At 66.3% G+C, this 19322-nt stretch carries 25 protein-coding genes and 1 tRNA gene; 9 read left to right on the top strand and 17 right to left on the bottom strand.

Features of this window, described 5'->3' with window-relative positions; genetic code table 11:
- Positions 1-177 precede the first annotated feature (177 nt).
- From EPO52_RS04000 to EPO52_RS04025, 6 genes are all read right to left on the bottom strand, one after another.
- Entirely contained in the window at positions 178-783 is a 606-nt protein-coding gene (locus EPO52_RS04000) for a hypothetical protein (protein WP_290802289.1), read from the bottom strand.
- The gene (locus EPO52_RS04005; protein WP_290802292.1) at positions 780-1421 is read right to left on the bottom strand and encodes a DUF6286 domain-containing protein; all 642 of its coding nucleotides are present in this window, start codon (positions 1419-1421) and stop codon (positions 780-782) included. The genes EPO52_RS04000 and EPO52_RS04005 overlap by 4 nt, the downstream gene beginning before the upstream one ends.
- The gene (locus EPO52_RS04010) at positions 1418-1822 is read right to left on the bottom strand and encodes a hypothetical protein (protein WP_290802295.1); all 405 of its coding nucleotides are present in this window, start codon (positions 1820-1822) and stop codon (positions 1418-1420) included. The genes EPO52_RS04005 and EPO52_RS04010 overlap by 4 nt, the downstream gene beginning before the upstream one ends.
- Positions 1819-2016: a DUF2273 domain-containing protein gene (locus EPO52_RS04015; RefSeq protein WP_290802298.1), complete on the bottom strand. Its 198-nt coding sequence runs from the start codon at positions 2014-2016 to the stop codon at positions 1819-1821. Before EPO52_RS04015 ends, EPO52_RS04010 begins: the two co-directional genes overlap by 4 nt.
- Positions 2013-2450, bottom strand: coding sequence for an Asp23/Gls24 family envelope stress response protein (locus tag EPO52_RS04020; RefSeq protein WP_290802300.1), 438 nt, complete (start codon positions 2448-2450; stop codon positions 2013-2015). Before EPO52_RS04020 ends, EPO52_RS04015 begins: the two co-directional genes overlap by 4 nt.
- A 198-nt stretch (positions 2451-2648) precedes the next feature.
- Positions 2649-3068 carry an Lrp/AsnC family transcriptional regulator gene (locus EPO52_RS04025; protein WP_290802303.1) on the bottom strand — a complete coding sequence of 140 codons (420 nt, stop codon included), beginning with the start codon at positions 3066-3068 and terminating at the stop codon, positions 2649-2651.
- A gap of 70 nt (positions 3069-3138) precedes the next feature.
- Here EPO52_RS04025 and EPO52_RS04030 point away from each other — a divergent pair, with 70 nt between their 5' ends.
- Positions 3139-3768 (top strand): LysE family transporter, encoded by a 630-nt coding sequence (locus tag EPO52_RS04030; protein WP_290802307.1) that lies wholly within the window; start codon positions 3139-3141, stop codon positions 3766-3768.
- On the opposite strand, the gene EPO52_RS04035 is transcribed toward EPO52_RS04030, so the two are convergent.
- On the bottom strand, positions 3755-4528 hold the full coding sequence (locus EPO52_RS04035) for an alpha/beta hydrolase (protein ID WP_290802310.1): 774 nt from the start codon (positions 4526-4528) through the stop codon (positions 3755-3757). The genes EPO52_RS04030 and EPO52_RS04035 overlap by 14 nt on opposite strands.
- Positions 4529-4578: 50 nt before the next feature.
- Between EPO52_RS04035 and EPO52_RS04040 the strand changes: the two genes are divergently transcribed.
- From EPO52_RS04040 to EPO52_RS04050, 3 genes are all read left to right on the top strand, one after another.
- Positions 4579-5001, top strand: coding sequence for a MarR family transcriptional regulator (locus tag EPO52_RS04040; RefSeq protein WP_290802312.1), 423 nt, complete (start codon positions 4579-4581; stop codon positions 4999-5001).
- Positions 5002-5040: 39 nt separating this feature from the next.
- Positions 5041-5748: a WYL domain-containing protein gene (locus EPO52_RS04045; RefSeq protein WP_290802316.1), complete on the top strand. Its 708-nt coding sequence runs from the start codon at positions 5041-5043 to the stop codon at positions 5746-5748.
- A gap of 76 nt (positions 5749-5824) precedes the next feature.
- Positions 5825-6202 (top strand): VOC family protein, encoded by a 378-nt coding sequence (locus tag EPO52_RS04050; RefSeq protein ID WP_290802318.1) that lies wholly within the window; start codon positions 5825-5827, stop codon positions 6200-6202.
- Here EPO52_RS04050 and EPO52_RS04055 read toward each other — a convergent pair whose 3' ends face one another.
- The 8 genes from EPO52_RS04055 to EPO52_RS04090 all read right to left on the bottom strand — a co-directional run bounded on the left by EPO52_RS04055 (position 6203) and on the right by EPO52_RS04090 (position 11843).
- Positions 6203-6553, bottom strand: coding sequence for a metal-sensing transcriptional repressor (locus tag EPO52_RS04055; RefSeq protein WP_290802321.1), 351 nt, complete (start codon positions 6551-6553; stop codon positions 6203-6205).
- The gene (locus tag EPO52_RS04060) at positions 6550-6855 is read right to left on the bottom strand and encodes a rhodanese-like domain-containing protein (RefSeq protein ID WP_290802323.1); all 306 of its coding nucleotides are present in this window, start codon (positions 6853-6855) and stop codon (positions 6550-6552) included. Before EPO52_RS04060 ends, EPO52_RS04055 begins: the two co-directional genes overlap by 4 nt.
- Complete coding sequence (locus tag EPO52_RS04065; protein WP_290802326.1) at positions 6852-8528, bottom strand: FAD-dependent oxidoreductase; 1677 nt, start codon at positions 8526-8528, stop codon at positions 6852-6854. Before EPO52_RS04065 ends, EPO52_RS04060 begins: the two co-directional genes overlap by 4 nt.
- Before the next feature lie 273 nt (positions 8529-8801).
- Positions 8802-9029, bottom strand: a complete 228-nt coding sequence (locus EPO52_RS04070; protein ID WP_290802329.1) for an RNA-binding S4 domain-containing protein — start codon at positions 9027-9029, stop codon at positions 8802-8804.
- A gap of 69 nt (positions 9030-9098) precedes the next feature.
- The gene (locus EPO52_RS04075; protein ID WP_290802332.1) at positions 9099-9536 is read right to left on the bottom strand and encodes a VOC family protein; all 438 of its coding nucleotides are present in this window, start codon (positions 9534-9536) and stop codon (positions 9099-9101) included.
- Between the two features lie 76 nt (positions 9537-9612).
- Positions 9613-10281 (bottom strand): hypothetical protein, encoded by a 669-nt coding sequence (locus EPO52_RS04080; protein WP_290802336.1) that lies wholly within the window; start codon positions 10279-10281, stop codon positions 9613-9615.
- 40 nt (positions 10282-10321) lie between these two features.
- Positions 10322-11119, bottom strand: a complete 798-nt coding sequence (locus tag EPO52_RS04085) for a LysM domain-containing protein (protein WP_290802339.1) — start codon at positions 11117-11119, stop codon at positions 10322-10324.
- A gap of 130 nt (positions 11120-11249) precedes the next feature.
- Positions 11250-11843 carry a DJ-1/PfpI family protein gene (locus tag EPO52_RS04090; RefSeq protein ID WP_290802341.1) on the bottom strand — a complete coding sequence of 198 codons (594 nt, stop codon included), beginning with the start codon at positions 11841-11843 and terminating at the stop codon, positions 11250-11252.
- Positions 11844-11946: 103 nt separating this feature from the next.
- Between EPO52_RS04090 and EPO52_RS04095 the strand changes: the two genes are divergently transcribed.
- From EPO52_RS04095 to EPO52_RS04105, 3 genes are all read left to right on the top strand, one after another.
- Positions 11947-12021, top strand: a tRNA-Gln gene (locus EPO52_RS04095).
- Between the two features lie 500 nt (positions 12022-12521).
- The gene (locus EPO52_RS04100) at positions 12522-16187 is read left to right on the top strand and encodes a DNA-binding protein (RefSeq protein WP_290802344.1); all 3666 of its coding nucleotides are present in this window, start codon (positions 12522-12524) and stop codon (positions 16185-16187) included.
- 161 nt (positions 16188-16348) lie between these two features.
- Complete coding sequence (locus EPO52_RS04105; protein WP_290802347.1) at positions 16349-16546, top strand: hypothetical protein; 198 nt, start codon at positions 16349-16351, stop codon at positions 16544-16546.
- A gap of 103 nt (positions 16547-16649) precedes the next feature.
- On the opposite strand, the gene EPO52_RS04110 is transcribed toward EPO52_RS04105, so the two are convergent.
- Positions 16650-17189: a hypothetical protein gene (locus EPO52_RS04110; protein WP_290802350.1), complete on the bottom strand. Its 540-nt coding sequence runs from the start codon at positions 17187-17189 to the stop codon at positions 16650-16652.
- Positions 17190-17223: 34 nt separating this feature from the next.
- Here EPO52_RS04110 and EPO52_RS04115 point away from each other — a divergent pair, with 34 nt between their 5' ends.
- Positions 17224-17676, top strand: a complete 453-nt coding sequence (locus EPO52_RS04115) for a prevent-host-death protein (RefSeq protein WP_290802354.1) — start codon at positions 17224-17226, stop codon at positions 17674-17676.
- Between the two features lie 342 nt (positions 17677-18018).
- Positions 18019-18642: a hypothetical protein gene (locus EPO52_RS04120; protein WP_290802357.1), complete on the top strand. Its 624-nt coding sequence runs from the start codon at positions 18019-18021 to the stop codon at positions 18640-18642.
- A gap of 151 nt (positions 18643-18793) precedes the next feature.
- On the opposite strand, the gene EPO52_RS04125 is transcribed toward EPO52_RS04120, so the two are convergent.
- Positions 18794-19078: a helix-turn-helix transcriptional regulator gene (locus EPO52_RS04125; RefSeq protein ID WP_290802359.1), complete on the bottom strand. Its 285-nt coding sequence runs from the start codon at positions 19076-19078 to the stop codon at positions 18794-18796.
- Positions 19079-19322: the final 244 nt, after the last annotated feature.

Consider the following 19322-nt stretch of genomic DNA (forward strand, 5'->3'; position numbering starts at 1 on the left):
ACGCCGGGAGGTGGTGACGGGTCAGTGCCGCTTGTGCGCGATGCGCTTGGCGGTGTCCTTCGTGGCCTGGGTGCGGGTGCCGATCACGTAGGCGGTGATGCCGAACGCGATGACGACGATCCAGACGATGGGCTTGGGCATGGTGCTCTTCTTCCTACCCCGACGGGGGTGTTCCCGCTATTGCAGGCGGGTGGTGGAGGTGACGCGGGCGCGGAAGCCGCCGCTGATCTGCACCAGCGCCGGCAGTGGCCGGCCGAGGAGCAGGTCGAGAGCGCGCACGGCGTCCTCGACGATGGCCGCGGCATCCTTCGGCGACACGCCCCGGCGGCAGGTGACCGAGATCTTCAGCACCGGAGTGCGCTTCACGCGGTACGTGCTGACGTGCGACGCGACGAACTCCGGCCGGCTGCCGATGGCGTCCTGCAGGGCATGTTCCGCGACCGCCGACTCGATCACGGTGGTTCCGTGCTCGCTCGTGGGCTCGGTCACGGCGATGCCGGTGTGGCCACGCCCCTGCCGAACGATGAACACGATCAGCAGGATGACGGCCACGACGGCGATCACGAGCAGCGCCGGCATGATCCAGCTCACCCCGGTGTCGCCGAGCGGCGTCTGCTGCAACCAGGCGAAGACCTGGTCGCGCACGGCACCCGCTGTGTTCCTCCAGGCATCCTGCACCGACGGGATGAGCGCCGCGGTCGCGGCCGCTGCACCCACGACGACCAGCAGCAGCCCGACGACGAGGATCAGGAGCCGATTCGCGGCTCGATTGGTGGAGTTCATGCGCCGATCCTTCCGCTTGTGGCGATGCGCACCCGGGGGCGCACCGAGGGCGTGAGCCCGTAGGAGTCGAGCTGCTCGGTCACCGTCGAGGTCACCGCATCCCGATCCACGGGAATGCCCGTGGTGGGAGTCAGGTGCACCTCGGCGGTGCGATGCGAGACGGAGACGGATGCGTTGTCGGGGTCGACGTTGCCGGCCAGCGAGGCGTGCCGGGCCAGGGCCGAGGCGATCACCTCGTTGTCCACGACCACGACGGTGCGCTCCGACATCAGCAGGTGACGAGCCCGGCGTCCGGGTGCCACGCCCGCGATCACGAGCACGAGCCCGATCACGGCGACGACGATCCCGGCCGCAGCCACGATCCCGGTAGGGGCGTCGAGCAGGTTCACCGCGGAGGTGAACATGTCGACCGGCGCCACGAGCAGGGCGGGAGCCCCGAGCAGGGCGAGAACGATCTCGGTACCGAGCCAGGCCAGCACCAGGATGAGCGCCACGGCGAGCACGATCGCCAGCAGCGACCGCGGTGAGTGCGTCTCCCGCCGGCCGATGCGCCGGTAGATGCCTCGGTTCGCAGAGACAGTGCCCGTCGGCGACGGCGCGGGTGGCGCATCCGCCTGAGGGGTGAGGGTCGTGCTCATCGGACTCGTTCCTCTTCCTGGATGTCGGCTCCGGAGAGCCGGACGGTGACCCGGCCGATGGCCGAGCCCGTGATCTCGTTCACGCGATCGCGGATGATCTCCTGCGCGCGGGCGGCCCGGTCGACGATGGAACCGCCGGAGCGGCTCACCACGCCGTCGCCGTCGTGCACCCGAGCGAGGGAGACGACCCGGATGGGAGTGGTGACCGTGAGAACGAGCAGGCCCTTCTCATCGGCCAGGTCCACGCCCACCCGAGATGCCTTCACGCCGAGCGCATCGGCCGTGACCGCAGCCACGACCCGGTTCAGAGCCTTCGACGTGATGCGGTTGCGGCCACGATCGCTCGTGGCGCCGGGTGCGGTGACGGGGCGGGCCGCGACGGTGGTCGCGGCGGCGGTCATGACGACGAACGCTTTCCTCGGAACGCGCCGACCAGAGCCGACACGTCGAGCTTGCCCTCGACGATTCGGCCGATCAGTGCGCCGACCGCCATGGCGACCGCCACGAAGAAGAACGCCCAGAAGCCGACGATCACCCAGGTGAGCGCCAGGACGGCGCCCACCAGGATTCCGGTGCGGGTTGCGGTGGTGGTCACTGGACTCGCGCCTCAGCAGCCTGGTCGGCGTCGTCGGAGGGCAGGTGCACGTCGTTCACGGTCACGTTGACCTCGGTGACCTCGAGTCCGACGATGGTCTCCACCGCGCGGATGATGCCCGAACGCACGCCATCGGCGATGTCCTGCAGGGGAGCGGGGTACTCGGCCACGATGGTGACGTCGACCGCCACCTGGGTCTCGCCGACCTCGACGCTGATGCCCTGCGTCTGATCGGTGCCGGCTACGGCCTCACGGATGGCGCCGAACGCGCGGGCCGCTCCGCCACCGAGGGCGTAGACGCCGCGGGCCTCGCGAGCGGCGATGCCGGCGACCTTCGCCACGACGGCGTCGTTGATCACGGTCTTGCCGAGGGCGGTCTGAACGTTCGTGGGGGTGCTCACAGCCGGGGATGCGGGAGTGGTGGGGGTGGCCATGGTGTTTCTCCTTCAGGTCGGCCCCGGAGATGTACCGGGGATTTTCGTGCTTATACAGATGAGACGGGGCGAGTGCATGATTCGTCACACATCCCGGCAAAAAAGTTTTCGCGGCCGAACCCCGGCAGGATTGCTCCCGCCGCGGATTCCGTTCATCCGACCTGTCGAAGGCGTGCTGCGTCGCCGCCGCACCGCCTCTCAGCGCAGGGCGAGGCGGGTCTGCGTGTGCGTCGCCCCGCCGTCGTTCTTGAGGCTGCGCAGGAGCCGGTCGAGGGCGGGGGTGCCGCTCACCCGGATGTGCAGGAGGTAGTCGTAGGCGCCGGTCACGTGAACGGCGTCCCTGATCTCCGGGATGCGCTGAGCCCAGACGAGGAATTCCTCCGAATCGCGGCCGGAATCGAGTCGCACGTCGATGAAGGCTTCCAGTCCCTCGGTGGGATCGGCGGCGTCGGAGCCGAGCACCGCGCGGTAGCCGATGATCACTCCGGCCCTCTCGAGCCGGCGAACCCGCGTTGCCGTCGCGTTCGTGCTGAGCCCGATCCGGCGGCCGATCTCACTGAACGATGCACGGCCATCTTGGCGGAGAATGTCGATGATTTCACTGTCGAGGGCATCCATGCGAGCAATTGTCTCAAGCGACTGACCGAATGAGCGGGCCATGCGAGCGCGGTGTTTCAGAGTCGGGGGTGTGGACATCTCCTTCTTCTTCCTCTCCGGTGCGGCCGCAGGGCTCGCCCTCGCGGTTCCTCTGGGGGCCATCGGCGTGCTGCTCGTGCACGAGGGCGTGTCGCGCGGCCTGCGCCGAGGCATACCGGGCGCCGCGGCGGTCGCGACGGTGGACATCCTGTACTGCGCGGCGGCCGTCGGCGCGGGTGCGCTGGCGGGTCCGGTCGTCAGCGGCTGGACGCCGTGGCCTCAGATCGTCGGAGGCTCAGCTCTCATCGCGATCGGGGTGCGCGGCCTCGTGGGAGTCCGGCGCACCCCGGCGGCCGTCGGTGGGATGGTGACGCAGCCGGGCGGCTCGCTCAGGCGCTACGCGCTCTTCCTCGGACTGACCGCCATCAACCCGGCCACACTTCTGTACTTCACCGCGATCCTCACGGCGCTCGGCCAGGTGTCGCAGGCGCCGGCCACCGCGATCGCCTTCATCGCGGGCGTGGGCATCGCCTCCTTCGGGTGGCAGGCGCTGCTCGTCGCGCTGGGCGCCGGCCTCCGCCACCGGATGCGCCCCTCGTTCCAGCGCGCGACGGCTGCGCTGGGCAACGGTCTGGTCGTCGCGCTCGGTGTCGCGCTGGTGCTTCAGATCAGCGTCGGATGAACGGATCGATGGCGGCCCACGTGGCCGTCGGCGCTTCGAGGTGGGGCAGGTGCCCGGCTTCCGCGATCTCGACGAACTCCGCGTTCGGCAAGGCCTGGGCGACCGCGCGGCCGTACGCGGGGGTGACGACCCGGTCGCTCTCACCCCACACCAGGAGGACGGGCGTGCGCACGGTGTCCAGTCGCGCGAGGAGGGCCGGATCGCTCATGCCCCGGCCCGCGATCACGGCCATCGTGCGCCCGTTCTCCTGGCGCACGGCTCGCTGCTCGTCGGTGAGGGTGGCCGGATCCTGGTACCCGCGGTCGGGGTCGTGCCACGCGACCTCGGCGAGTCCGCGCGCGTCGAGCGAGAAGAAGTCGGTGATGGGCTCGGAGTCCACCACGACGCCCACCCCGTCGATGTCGATGACGGCGCCGATCAGTCCGGCGTACCGTTCGTCGGCCGCAGCCTGAACGGCCATCTCGAGAGCGATCCATCCTCCGATGGAGGATCCGACCACGACGACGTCGCGCCGGCCCTGGTCGGCGAGCAGGGCCAGATAGGCGGCAGCGAGGTCGTCGACAGAAGCGATCGAGTCGGGGCGCGGCGTTCCCTCCCACCCCGGATGCGTCGGTGCCAGGGCGTGCAGGGTGGTGGCGAGATGCGCCACGAGGGGTGCCACGGTCTGGGGCCCGCCGCCACCGTGGAGGATCAGCGCCGTGCGGGCTGTGGGGTCGCCGGCCTCGACGACGGGGAGGTCTGTCGGAAGAGTGGGGTTCATCGTTCTCCTAAATCAATATGTTTATATAGTGATGTTGATACGCTAGCACCATGACGACAGACCTGGAAGCCCTCGGGCAGATGATCAAGCGTGCGCAGTACCGGAACCATCGCACGATGGATACCGCCCTCCAGGACATCGGGGTCAGCCTCGTGCAGTGGGACGCACTGCGGGCCATCGACCGGATGCCCGGCGCATCCGGCCACGATCTCGCCGTCGCGACGTTCCAGAGCGACCAGGCGTTCGGCACACTGGCCACCCGGCTGGTCGCGCGCGGCCTCGTCGAGCGCTCGGCGGGCCGTGGGCGCCGGGTGGAGCACGCGCTGACGGATGCTGGTCGGACCGCCGTCGACGCCGGCCATCGAGTGGCAGCCGCCGTGCTGCATGACCTCTTCGGTCCCCTCGACGAGGCCGAGCGGGCGCTGCTGCTCCAGCTGCTCCAGGCCCTGACCGCAGAGGCCTCGCACGCCTGACGGTGTCACGCTCTTCCGCTCCGCAACTAGGGTCGAAGGGTGACCCGCACCGACAGGCTCTACGCGCTCGTGGAGGAGCTGCGGGCGGTCGCGCCGCGCCCCAGGAGTGCTCGGTGGCTCGCCGACAGGTTCGAGGTCAGCTCGAGAACCATCGAGCGAGACGTGTCGGCGTTGCAGCAGGGTGGTGTGCCCATCTGGGCGGAACCCGGCCGTACCGGCGGCTACTGCCTCGATACGGCGCACACCCTGGCGCCTCTCGGGTTCTCCGTCGATGAGGCGCTCGCCGTGACGGTCGCTCTGGGGGCGATGGGCACGAGCCCGTTCCGCGATTCGGCGCGGTCGGCCCTGCGCAAGGTCGTCGCCGTCACGAATGACCAAAGCGTGCAGGAGACGGCGCACCTCGCCGCCCGCATCCACCTCCTCGGCGAGGAGGATGCGAACGAAGCGCCCCTGGGCATCGCCGAGGCGCTGCGCACAGGACAGGTTCTGCGCATCTCCTACAGCGACCGCGAAGGAGCCGCGACCGTGCGCGATGTCGAGCCGATGGGCTTCGTCGGCAAGGGGAGCACCTGGTACCTGATCGCCTGGTGCCGTCTTCGTGACGGTCTTCGCGCGTTCCGGAGCGACCGCATCCTGCGCGCCGAGCCCTTGAGCGAGCGACCGCCCCGGAGGACGCTCCACGCGGAGGATCTCGGCATCGTCGAAGGTCGGCTGCGAGCGATCGGTCTGGGCGGCGATTCGGCCTAAACACCGACACGACGGTGTCGCTCGGGGAGCCGACGATGGAGGGGTCGAGCCGAACGGCGCGGCGGAAAGGAAAGACATGAACCTCGCATCGATCCGCATCATCACCGGAGACGTCGACCGGCTCGCCGCCTTCTACGAGGCCGTGACGGGCACGACCGCCATCCGGCCCGCCCCGGTCTTCGCCGAGATCCGAACGACCTCGGGCACCCTCGCGGTCGCGAGCACGGCGACGGTCGCCCTGCTCGGCGACGACGCGCCACGACCGGGCCGCAACGACTCGATCATCATCGAATTCCTCGTCACGGATGTCGACGCGGAATTCGCCCGCCTGCAGGAACTGCTCGACGACGTCGTGCTCGAACCCACCACCATGCCGTGGGGCAACAGATCCACCCTGTTCCGCGATCCCGACGGCAACCTCGTGAACCTCTTCTCCCGCCCGGCCGGCGGATGATCAGGCGAGGGTGAGGAACAGCTTCTCGAGTTCCTCGATGGTCAGCCCGCTGCGGGCGGCCTCGGTAGCGCCGTCCGCGTCATCCGGCCTCTCGGTGGGGGTGTCGGTGACGCTGTTCTCGTCGGTGATGCACTCGCGCAGCGCGGTCGAGATGATGGCGAAGCCGGCCCGGTCGATGGCGCTCGAGACCGCGGCGAGCTGCGTCACCACGGCGCGGCAGTCCCCGCCGTTCTCCATGGCGCCGATGACCGCGGTGAGCTGGCCCTGGGCCCGCTTCAGACGGTTGGCGATCTTCCGCACCGCGGCGGCGTCGTGGAGGCGGCCGCTCTCGGATGCTGCTGGGGCGCTCACGACTGGCCGCCCTCTGTCGGGTGCCCGGCCTGGATCCACGCGGTGGTCCCGCCGGCGACGTCGATCGCCTGGATGCCGCTCTGAGCCAGGAAGTCCGTTGCCCGGGCGCTGCGGCCGCCGGCCTGGCAGATGACGTGCACCGGCGCATCCGTCGGGATCTCGTCGACCCTGCTCTGCAGTTCAGAGAGGGGCACGTTCACGGCGCCGGATGCGTGCGAGGCTGCGAACTCGTCGCGTTCCCGCACATCGATGAGAACGGGCTCGTCGAGGGCTGCGAGCTGGTCGACGGTGATCTGGTTCATGCTGCTGTTTTCCGTGGGGTGAGGGGAGTGGAGTGGGAGGAGGCGGTTCCGGCCGCCCAGGTCAGGTAGCCGCCGTCGAGGTTCACGACGTCGCGGCCGAGCTGGCTGAGCAGGCGGGAGGCGGTGTGTCCGCGTTGGCCCACCTGGCAGTGAACCACGATCGGCCCGGCGGGGAGCTCATCTGCCCGGCTGCGGAGGTCGTCGAGCGGCAGGTTGAGGGATCCGGGGATGGATCGGCCCGCGTGCTCGGCGGGGCTCCGCACGTCGATCAGGGTCGCGCCCGCCGCCAGGGCGGCATCGAGCTCGTGCCATTGGAGCGTGCGGGTCATGCCGGTGCGGATGTTGTCGGCGACGTATCCGGCCAGGTTGACGGCGTCTTTGGCCGAGCCGTACTGCGGTGCGTAGGCCAGCTCGAGCTGCGACAGCGCGGATGCGGTGATGCCGCCGGCCATGGCGGTGGCAATCACGTCGATGCGCTTGTCGACGCCGTCGCGGCCGACGATCTGCGCGCCCAGGATGCGGTCGTCGTCGGGATCGATGAGGAGCTTCAGTGCCATCTGCTGCGCGCCCGGGTAGTACCCCGCGTGCGACGACGGATGCGTGTGCACGACGGTGTGCGCCCGCCCGGCGGCCCGGAGCCGCTTCTCGCTCCATCCGACGGTCGCCACGGTGAGGCCGAGAACGCCCACGATCCCGGTGCCGAGCGCGGGAGCCGTGGCGAATTCTCGCCCGTCGGTATCGGCGATCGCGTCGGCTACGGCCCGACCGTGCCTGTTCGCGAGGCCTGCCATCGTGACGAGAACGGGGGAGCCATCGAGGGCGTCGGTCTTCTCGGCGCCGTCGCCCACCGCGTAGATGAACGGATCGCTCGTGCGGTGCCGGCCGTCGATGGAGATACCGCCGGTCGGCCCGATCGTGAGCCCCGCCGCGCGCGCGAGCGCGGACTCGGGGTGCACTCCGCTCGCTTCGATCACCAGGTCGGTTCGCACCTCGGTGCCGTCCGACAGCAGAACCGACCCCTCTCGAGCGCCCGTCACGGTGACGCCGAGCCGCACGTCGACTCCGTGGTCGCGCAGCATCCGCTCCACCGGTGCCGCCATCTCGGGATCGAGGGGCGTCAGCACCTGCGTCCCGCGCTGCACGAGCGTCACCGAAGCACCGCGGGCCAGGAGGTTCTCCACGGCCTCGAGACCGATGTAGCCGCCCCCGATCACGGTGACCGCGGCGGGCTCCGCGGCATCCTGGAGTACGCCCATGATGCCGTCGAGGTCCTCGACGCTGCGGAGCGTGTGGGTGGGCACGATCCCGCGCGTGGGCCCGGAGATCGCGGTCGCGCCGCCGGCGAGGATGAGGGTGTCGTATCGCTCGATGAACTCGCGGCCGGAATCACGGTCGATCACGGTGACGGATCTCGCGTGGGCATCGATGCCGACGACCTCGTGCCGAACCCGCGCATCCAGGGTGAAGCGGGCGGCGAGTGAGGCGGGAGTCTGCAGGAGCAGCGAGCTCCGCTCTTCGATCACACCGCCGAGGTGGTAGGGCAGCCCGCAGTTCGCGAACGACACGTGAGAGCCCCGTTCGAACACGACGATCTCCCGTCGCTCGTCGAGACGCCGTAATCGCGTGGCGACCGACATGCCGCCTGCCACGCCACCGAGAATGATCGTCTTCATGGTTCAGATAATACCCCCGGGGGTATTAGGCTGTCGAGCGTTCCCTCCGGAACGTCAGACAGGAGACCAATCATGTGCAGAGCGGTGACGTGCCGAACGTGCGGCAAGACGACGTGGGCCGGCTGCGGCCAGCATGTCGACGCGGTGATGAAGGGCGTGCCGCGCGCCGATCGCTGCCCGGGGCACGCGGATGACGCACCGCAGGCCGGAGGCGGCTTCCTCTCTCGCCTGTTCGGGCGCCGCTGAGCCGCCCGGGCGGAGCGGGTGGGTCGGTCACGGGCAGACGCGCGCGCTGTGCCCCTCGAAGCCCACGACGTCGCCGAGGTCGAGCTGCCGCCCGCGCCGCCGGTCGACTTCGCCGTTCACGGTGACGAGACCGTCGGCGATCGCCTCTTTCACGGTTCCGCCGCTGTCGAGCAGCCCGGCGAACTTCAGGAACTGCCCGAGACGGATGCCCTCTCCGCCGATTGAGATGTCGTCGATCGGAGTCGGGTTCGCCATGCTGGAATGCTAGCCGAGCACGCCCTCGCTCATCGCTGGGGCATCTGACCGTCGGTGTGAGGCGAGGCGTCAGCCCTGCTTCAGTTCCTGGGCAAGCATCACGATGATGCCGCTCGGGCCGCGCAGGTAAGTGAGCCTGTAGACATCGCCGTAGGTGGCGACGCCCCGGAGCGGGTAGCAGCCGTGGCGCGCCGCGACCTCGAGCGCCGCGTCGATGTCGTCGACGGAGAACGCGACGCGGTGCATGCCGATCTCGTTGGGGAGGGTGGGTTGCGTCTCGATCGCGTCGGGATGGAGGTACTCGAACAGCTCGAGCTGACCGTGCCCGTCCGGTGTGCGGAGCACGGCGATCGTGGCGTGGTTGCCGTCGAGGCCGACGGCGGTGTCGGCCCAGTCGCCGCTGATCGTGTCACGGCCCACGACCTCGAGCCCCAGGTCGGTGAAGAACGAGATCGCCGCCTCGATGTCGCGAACCGCGATCCCGACATTCTCGAGTCTGATTGCCATGCTCCGCATGCTATCGAGAGGGGAGGTCGCCGGCCAGGCGGCGTGAGTCCGGGCGCGGGCGAGTGGCCCCGGCGGCTCAGTCCATCAGGTCGAGCGCTGCCACGCCGGCGCCGAGCGCCCACTCGTTGGTCAATGACGCCAGTTGCGGCACATCCTGAAGTGCGACTCCACCGGAGGTGAGCACGACGACCACGCCATCCCGCACGACCTGCACGCCGGTCACGTCCAGTTGATCGGAGGGGTCGTACGCACCCCCGACCTTCAACGCCCACGCGCCCGCGGCCGCTACCCGCGCGTCGTCGACGTTCCAGCCGAGCGGCTGCATGCTCTCCTCGGTGTAATCGGGGTCACGCGAGATGCCGATCGAGATGCCGCCGTACTCCTCCACGTCGATGTTCGAGCCATCCGTCTCCGGGGTGTGCCAGGCGCATCCGAGAGCGGGCCCGTCTGCTCCCGTCGCCACCCCGTTCTCGCTGCCGGCGAGCTCGATGAGCCCGGCGACCTCGGGGCCGAGTGCTGCTTTGACCTCGTCGCACGTCGGGAATCCGTCGGCAGCGGCGGTCGAGCTCGAGGGATCGTCGGTGGCCGGCGCGGGTGCGGTTGTGGCGCCCGAGGCGACCGGCTGGTCGACGGATGAGGCGCCCGTGCTGCCATCATCGGAACCGCTGCATCCGCTCAAGAGAATTCCCGTCGACATCACTGCGGCCAGGATCAATGCGCTTCGCGGGGTCTGATGGGCAGTCATAGGACAGCTCTCTCCTCGGTGTCGATGTGGGTGGCGGTGACTAACGTTCGGCGGGCGAGAGGTTGAGCACTTCGCCGGTGTAGGCGCTCGGATCCTGCGGGGCCGGGACCCGAGACGGGTTGAGGTAGAAGAGGTCGTCGACGGAGATGCCGAATCTCTCGGCGATGCTGCTCAGGGTGTCGCCGGCGGCGACGGTGTAGCTGCTGGCCGAGCCGGATGCGTCGACCGCCACCGACCCCGTTGCGCCCGTCATCGCGCCCGAATCGGCCACGTCGAGATCCGGTCGCTGAGGACTGAGTGTCCACACGATCGGTGCGGCGGCGAGCACGGTGGCCAGGCAGTCGTTCTGCTCTCGATCGGCAGCGCTGTAGACGGTGAGCACCGCCGAGCCGAAGAAGGTCGGATCGCCGCGAGTGAGGTCGGGCGGCATCAGCAAGGGTCCCGTTCCCAGGGAGTCGAGTGTGCCGGGAGAGTACCGGAATCCGGTGTCGGCGCAGGACTGGGCGGAGTCGATCTCGTAGGGCAGGAACGTGAGCTCGCTCCCCGTCGGACCAACGATGTCGTGCGTCACGATCTCGAAGCTCCCGGCTTCGTCGCCCGCGATGACCGTGAACGACCCGGACGCGTCAGATCCCGATCGGGGCTCGAAGGTGGCGGATGCCACCTCTGTACCCGGCGCGATGGGCGCGGTCGATGAGGGGATCGCTTCGCCCTGGGCGGAGGCAGCATCCGCTCCGTCACTCGCAGCAGGAAGCCCCGGCGACGGTGACGCGCATCCGGCCAGCAGCCCCACGACCGCCGTCAGTGCAACGACCCCGAGGCGACTTCTCCCGCTCATGCCACAAGCCTAAGCGACAGTTGTCGCGAGTGTCATCCGGCCGATCTCGGCTTGGGGGCGCCCTCCGGCCGCCTCGTGCCGGGCCATGTCCGACGCACTCCTCCCTCAGGGATCTGATGGGTCGGGAGCGCTAGACGGGCGGCTGCGGGTCGTACTGGATGCCGCGGCGCACCTCGATGGCCCGCTCGCGCCCGGCCAGGCGATCGACTAGGTGCAGCGCCATGTCGATACCGGCTGAGACACCGGACGACGTGATGAGGTCACCGTCGTCGACGAACCGGTCGTCGCGCCGCACCTCGATGCTCGTGTCGAGCTGCCCGAGAAGGTCGAGCGACTCCCAGTGCGTGGTGGCAGGCCGCCCGGCGAGCATGCCCGCGGCCGCGTACACGAGCGACCCGGTGCACACGCTCGTCATGAGCGGAACGGATGCGCGCTGCTCTCTCACCCAGTCGAGCTCGGCGGGGTCGGCCAGGCGCGGCCGGGTGCCCTGACCGCCCGGGTAGATGAGTACCTCGAGCGGGGGAGCGTCGGCCAGAGCGGTGTCGGGCAGCATCCGGAGCCCTTTGGCGGCGCGCACGGGCTCGAGGGTGTCGGCGAGCATCCGCACTTCGTAGCCGTCGTCGGGGTGGTTGAGGGTCCAGTACGAGAGCACCTCCCACGGGCCCACGGCGTCGAGTTCTTCGACGTTCTCGAACAGCAGGATGCCGATGGTCTTCACGCTCATGGCTTTCACGCTAGCGGCATCGGATGTCGCCCATCGTGCCGTTTTGGAGGCGCCCGGCCGATAGGCTAGGGTAGACGACGGCCCGGACTCCGGTCAGGGCCATTGGGGTATGGTGTAATTGGCAACACGGCTGATTCTGGTTCAGTTGTTCTTGGTTCGAGTCCAGGTACCCCAGCCATACGAACGTTACTCGAACCATGGCCAAAAGAACCGGCTATGGAACGATCTGAACTCCCCGCCTTTGAGCGGGGAGTTTCTGTTTTCGGTTGATTTTCGGATTCGGGGAGCCTCAGCTCGCCACTGATTTCCCGGATCTGATTGTTCACGCCGTGGCGTTCGCCTGTGACGCGAATCTGATTGTCTTCCATCGCGACGACGAGGCGGTCGAAGAACGCAGTAAGAAGGTCCCGTCGCACGGTGTCTGACGCGCGCTTGTAAAGCTCCCCGGGTTCGCGAAGCAGGTCGATGTAGGCAGGCGCAGTGTCGGTGCCGTATTGGGTCGATCCATGGTGCCCCCTTGTTCGTGACGCAACAACCGTGATGGCTGCATCAGTCGACGATATCGAGTTCCGATGAATTCGCAGCTGCGGCTGGCGCTGGATGAAGCAAGTTGCGGACTATCAGCCTGAAGCGCTCGTGCTTGACGTGTCGTAGGTCACTGTCATAATCAGGCTCATCATGGGGGAAGACACCGAAGGCACCGTCCGAAGCGAGGGCTCATCCGCAAGTGAGTGGGATCTGGTCGCACTCACGCCGACTTTCATGGAGTCGGAACATGCCCAGTACGCCAATGCAATCGTCACGGCGCTCAAGAACCCGCTCATCCGCAACATCGCGCTCTCCGGAAACTACGGCGTGGGCAAGAGCAGCATTCTCCAGGAGGTCTCAAGGCTGAAGGGCGATGAAGTCGTCGAGCTGTCCCTGTCGACCCTCGCCCCGATCGAGCAGTCAGACCTCGATGACTCGGTGCCACGGCAGGCGACCACTCCGACGAACCGCATTCAACAGGAAATCGTCAAGCAGCTGCTCTACCGAGAGGAGCCGGACAATGCGGCGGGGTCGCGGTTTCGCCGCATCGAACGGTTCAATCCGTGGCGAGAGACCGTCCTCGCAGCGTTGGTTGGGCTCGTCATCACGCTCATTTTCCTCATTGCCGGATGGGGCGCGACCATCGTCAAAACGCTCGAGCCGCTGGGCGAGATCGGATTGTGGGTGTATCCCGGAGTCTTCCTCGTCGCGTCCGGGGCGGCTTACCTTGCCCGCTGGCTCCTGCACGGCCGCGTCCACATCAAGCAGTTTTCCGCCGGACCGGCTGCAGTGACGCTCGACGAAAAGTCAGTCTCCTACTTCGACCAGTATCTCGACGAGATCGTCTACTTTTTCGAGACTTCTAAACACCGTGTGGTCATCTTCGAGGACATCGACCGCTTCAACGACTCGCACATCTTCGAGACGCTCCGCTCGCTCAACACGCTGCTGAACTCTGCGCCGCAGATCGAGAACCGGCCTGTCCGTTTCATCTACGCGATCAAGGACAGCATCTTCGACCGGATCGGCCTGGAGCAGGAGGGACGAAAGGCCGACACAACGCTCGTCGATGTCACCGACCCGGCGCAGGCTGAGACCATCCGGGCGAACCGTACAAAGTTCTTCGATCTGGTCATCCCGGTAGTGCCGTTCATCACGCACCGCAGCGCCCGCAACCTGACGACGCAGATTCTCCGCGGCATCGATCACAAGGTCTCCGATGACCTCGTCGACCTTGCGGCACGCTTCGTTCCCGACATGCGGCTGCTGAAGAACGTCCGGAATGAGTTCGTGGTTTTCAGAGATCGGATCTTCTCGGGCGACGGTGAACAGCTCAAGCTGAGCGAGACCGACCTCTTCGCCATGATGCTCTACAAAAGCACGCACCTCAGCGATTTTGAGGTCATTCGCCTCGGCCAGAGCAAGCTTGACCGGCTCTACGAGGCCAGCCGCTCGCTCGTCACCGACAACGTCACGCGCATAGAACGCGAGATACGAGTCGCGAAGCACCAGCTGGCGCGCGCAGGAAACGCCGGGAACCGGGCGCAGCGGCTGGGGGACAAGCTTTTCGTCCAACTCGACATCATGATCCGGTCGGCGAACCTGACTCGCTACAACGAGCGATATGAGTACGCAGGTGTCGTGCGGACGGCGGACTACTTCAGTACGAGCGCCTTTTGGAAGGACTTCGTCGAGGGCGATGGAACGTCTCCCGTGATCTGGCGGAACATGTATCACGGCCAGGTTGTGTCGATCACTCGCCCCGATGTCGCGACAGCCCTCGACGACACCCTGAACGTGGAGACCTGGAAAGAGGTCGATCGCGAGGCAATCAACGAACGGATCGCGGAGCACCAGCAGGAGCTCGAGTTCCTCCGCTCCGGCGACATGGGCGACCTCATCAAGCGGCCGGAGTTCCTTGTCGACTTTGAGGACGAGGAACTTCCGCTCACCGACGTAGCGGAACGACTTCTCGCTCGCGGGCTCGCATTCGAATTGATCCGCGCTGGGTTCATCGACCGCAACTTCACGCTGTACACGTCGACGTTCCACGGCGACCGCGTCAGCCCCGCTGCGACGAATTTCATCATCCATCACGTCGAGCGTGGTCGTATGGATGAGCATTTCAAGCTGAGCGGTGAGGACGTCGACGCAGTTGTTCGCGAACGCAAGGCGCATTCGCTCGGCGATCCAGCCCTGTTCAACATCGCGATACTTGATCACCTGCTTGCGACGAACAGTCCGTACGCCGAGTCGATGGTGTCGGCGATCGCACGTCTGGAGCCGGACGCTCGCCGCTTCGTTCAGAGTTACTTCGAAGCCGGGAGTCAATCGCGCGAGCTTGTCGCTCGGCTCACGGTCGCGAGTCCACGAACGCTCGCTTACCTGGTTTCGGAAGTCGATCTGGACGACGAGAAGCGGCTCCAGCTCGTCAGCAACTGCCTCGAGAGCCTGCATGACGGCGCCCGACCCCGCACTGACGATGCCTGCAAGCAGTACCTCGCCGCGAACTACGCGCAGCTTCCGGCGCTCACGGAAATTGAGCTGTCTGTCGCTGCTGCGCGACGGGTCGCACAACTTTTCAAGACCATGGCGATCTCGATTCCCGATCTCCGCCTCCTCAGCGACTCGGCTCGTGCGGCGTTCGTGCGACAGGGGCTCTACGACCTTACGTTCGACAATCTGAGCTCGGCCCTCGGTGGCGGTGAACTTTCGCTCGATGTCATCCGCGAGAAGAATCCGCAGCACGTGTACCCCAAGGTCCTGGGCGAGTTGCCTGCTTACCTTTCAGCGGTCGACGGACGGGTGCCGTCGAACGCGAGTGCCGAACAGTTCGCCGTACTGATCGCCGCCGTGCATGAGGCTGCGCCTGGCTCCGTCGAACGGTTCATAGCGGCTGCATCGGACGACAGCATCGTGCAGAACATCGATGACGTACCGGAAGAGACCTGGGAAGCGCTCGGCACGAATGAACGGTTCACCGCGACATTCGCAAACGTGACCAAGTACATCGCCCACGCGGGGAGCGTCGATCAACCGCTCGCGGCAGTTCTCGCTGGCGCCGACACCATCTCCGGCATTGATGGAGTGGAGGAGGCGGCGAAGCAGGAACTCGCCGTGACGCTGATCGGTGCTGCGCCTCTGCTCAGGCCTGTGCTTCGCGCAACGCTCGCGGAGAGCCTGAATCTCAAGCGCTGGGTGGACGTTAGCCGTCTGCCGCAGGAGAGCGGGGTTCTCTTTGGGGAGCTGCGGGAGCGCCTGGTCATCGCAGACGATGCGGCGACGTGGGCGCATCTCGCCAATACCGACTGGGCGACGAAGGAGAGAGTTCTTCGCGCTTCGCCGAAGTTCGCGGAGTGGGCAACTCCCGAACTGGTGCCGGGCGATCTCGGGCAGATTCTGGCCAGCTCCGCGGCGTCCGACGCAGCGAAGCGCGTCATCGTCGGGCAAGCCGAAGCGTACGCGCCGCACGGCGGAATCGCCGGCCTCAAGCAGCTTGCGCGCTTGGCCCTCGATTTCGGCGTCGCCGTGAAGTACCCGCTCATCGTTCAGTTTGCCGCGGCGAGAGTTCCGGCGGATCAGGTGCTGACGCTTCTGCTTCCGTATCTCGGGAATGCGACCGGAGAGCATCTCCACGCTGTGCTCAGTGCGCTGGGAGGGGAGTACGAGAAGCTCAGCTACGTCGGGTATCAGAAGCCCAAGATCCCGAACTCTCCTGCCGCGCTCCTGCTCCTAGACCAACTGAGCACCAAGGGACACGTCGCGAGCTTCGACCGCACCCAGAATCCGATCAAGGTCAACAAACGCCTAAAGTGAGGCGGTTACCGAGGCGTGGACCAGAGACGGCGAAGAAGGCTGTAGACTTCTAGCTTGCTCCGCCTCCCGTGGCGTTGAGCAAGAAGCTGATCGGCACGGCGATCAGTGCGCATCACTCTCTCTGACGAGAAGAACTCGCTCTCAACAAGAGGATCTTTTCTATGCGCCGTTTCCGAACCGAAGGCGACAACCCCAACGAGTATTGGGCAGTTTGCGATGATTGCGATGGCACGGGGTCTGTGAACGTGGTCGTGCTCAATGACGATGAGTCCTTTAACGAATTGATCACTGAAGCCGGCACTTGTCCGGCATGCGACGGCGTGAGTTTCATTGAGGCGGAGGCCGACGACTTCGACTAACGCCGAGATACCGTGAGCCGGGAACAATCACCGACCTAAGTTTGTGTACCGTTTAGGTCGGCGCAGAGTCAGGTATCGACGACGGGCTGCCGGTCGCAGCCCGTCAAGATTTGCGGCGCGGAGCCTTCGCTCGCATCTCAACGCCCGTGCGGTGGAGCGCCCGAAGCACTGCACCGTGCGATAGCTTGAATGACTTCTCGAGCTCCGCGATCGTGTTGCCTGCATCATATGCTCGAGCAAGCGCCTGCTCGTCTTCGGCGGTCACCTTGGACTTTCGGACCGAAACACCCTCCTCGCGGAGCATTCTTGTTAGCGCTGAGTTTGCGACGCCAAGTTCCTGCGCTAACGACCGAGCACTCTCACCTGAGTTCGCACGGCGGACGATCTCGCTCAATTTCTTGGCGCCAAGTCGTCTAGAGAGTTCGTGGGCTCGGTACTCAGCAGAGCCCTTCGAACCCTGGTCTCTGTCACCTACTTCGGCCAATTTCCGCAGTTCTACAGGGGTGAATGGCAATTCCCAATGGTTAGAACAGAGAGTCTTTATGCCAGCAAGGTCAGGCTCCTCATCGAGGAGCCTTTTTTGTTGCCTGTTTTCCTCCGCTGGTGTGCGGATCGCAACCTCGCCTTCTATTCGGGCGACCATGCATTCAGAACACATTCTGAAGTGCGATGGGGGCATGGCCGCCTCATCCGCAATGCGCGTTTTTCCCTCATCCGATCTCAGCCGGCATGCTCCGCGCGTGTTTGCGGCCGCGGAGGAGAGCCCCGTCAACGTGACTCGCCGCAACGGGGAGGGCCTTGTTCTCATGTCCAAGTGTAAGGCGGATGCTCGCGAGCAACCGCTTCAGTTCGCGGCTCAACTGAATGCGGTCGCGACCGATGATCGCGGAACGCTGGCTGACCGCATGGCGAATGCCTTCCCGTGGATGCTCGCACTGAATGAGTCCGATCGCACGCAGTGCGCCCGAGAGCTCGTCGACGCGGCTCGCGCATCGTTCGCGACGGGACAGGCTCACTTGGTCGCCGCTGAACTCACCTCCTGGCGCGAAACCGCCACCGTGATAGCAGCCGGACTCGCAGATACGCCCGTTGAATGGCTCGACGTCGCGATCACTGCCGAGCGGCCTTGAGCGTGGCGAAGAGCACCAAGGTCGGACGACCGGCCAAGAAGAGCGATTACGAGATCCAGTTCGCGTCGGTTCAGGCCCAAAAAGGGTGGGCCGATCCGTGCGACAGGTCGCAACACTCTGACTGACGCGTGGGATTTCCTGAGCAGCGACTACTGCACGCTGGGCCGTCACGAGTTGGCCATTCTCGCTTGTGACCGTGGGTGCAGCCGGCGAGTTCGAAGCATTCACGCCTGAAATGATGCCGACGGCGTATCGGTCCTGCTCGGGTGGGATTGTCTCAAATCTCACTAGTATCGGTCTTGAGGGGGATTGACATTCCAGTCGTATTGATCGGGTCGTGCTGTGGCTGATAAGCGTGGTTTCTGGCTGAGCGTCCTTGGCGCTCTCGCTGCGGGCAGCGGTTTTCTCGTTCTCCAGTTCGTGCGCCTTTCTCGCCAGGAGCCGGGTAGTCCCCAGATAGCATGGATCACTGTCGGCGCAATGGTCGTCACGCTGATCGTCGTGATGGTCGCGGGCAGCGCAGGAATAGCGTGGATCGCCGGCTGGGCTAGAAGGGATGCCTATCTCAGATCCATGGGCACCTGGGATGTGGTCGCACCCGCACTTCGCACAGATCGCATCGCCGAAGATCTACGACGCCTCGGGCGAACGGAACGTCGTATGCCGTGGGGATTGACCGTGACGGCGAATTCCGAAGGCATCGGGTTCTGGGGAGGCCGGTCGCAGATCACCTGCGAGCTCTGGCTTCCGAGGGAGAACGTTCTCCGCGTGTACCCGAGTACGGCCAAGAACGGGCTTCAGTCCCTCCGGGCGCTCGGGATCGGCGTGCTCTGGGGCGGATACGAGGTGCGCTTCGACGTCCCGATCGCGGGGAGCTTTCCTTTCGGATCGCGCCCGGCAACCGCGGAGGAGATCGAGCGCATCATCGATCAGCTGAAAACGACCACCTTGCAACCGAGCGGCTGAAATGCACGAGAGTCACTGTCGTTGGAAAGCCGGCGACTCATTCCGAGTGCTCGGACACCTGGAATCCGTGCTCTGATACTGCCCACGAAAGTGGAGGATCATCGCGGAAGACGCAGTTGAAGATTGGGTGACACCGTGTGGTCGACCGGAGCTAATCGCGTCCGGCCCTGAGGTCCGGCCACGGCTGGGGGAGTACCTCGTCGAGCGTCGCTCCGAGAACCTGGGCTAGGGCCATTACGTTGCGCAGAGACGGATTCGCGGGAGAGCCGGGCATCGACTCGCCGCGCTCGAACTTCTGGTAGGTGTAGCGACTCAGGCCGGCTGCGTAGGCGACGGCCTCCTGGCTGAGGCCGCGCTTGCGGCGGAGTCGCTCCAGGGAGAGGCCCAGCTCGCGTGCGAACTCGGGCCAGGAACCTTGGGGAGTTCGGCGGGGCATCCCGTCAGCATTGCCGATTGTGCACCTATGAATGGCCTCGTGTATATGGCAAAATGATCCATGGGGCAACATCATGAGAGGACGGAGGCACCGATGTCTATTCACGCACTGCCTACCCCGAGGCGGCTTCGTCGATGTCGTCATTGCGGCATCCGAGTTCCGCGTGCGGAAATGATCTACGGCGGGCGAGCCTGCTCAGAGGATTGCGCCGACGAGTTGTGGATCAGGGCTGGATCGCCGCCCG

It is taken from the genome of Herbiconiux sp., assembly GCF_004297105.1.
GTDB lineage: Bacteria > Actinomycetota > Actinomycetes > Actinomycetales > Microbacteriaceae > Herbiconiux.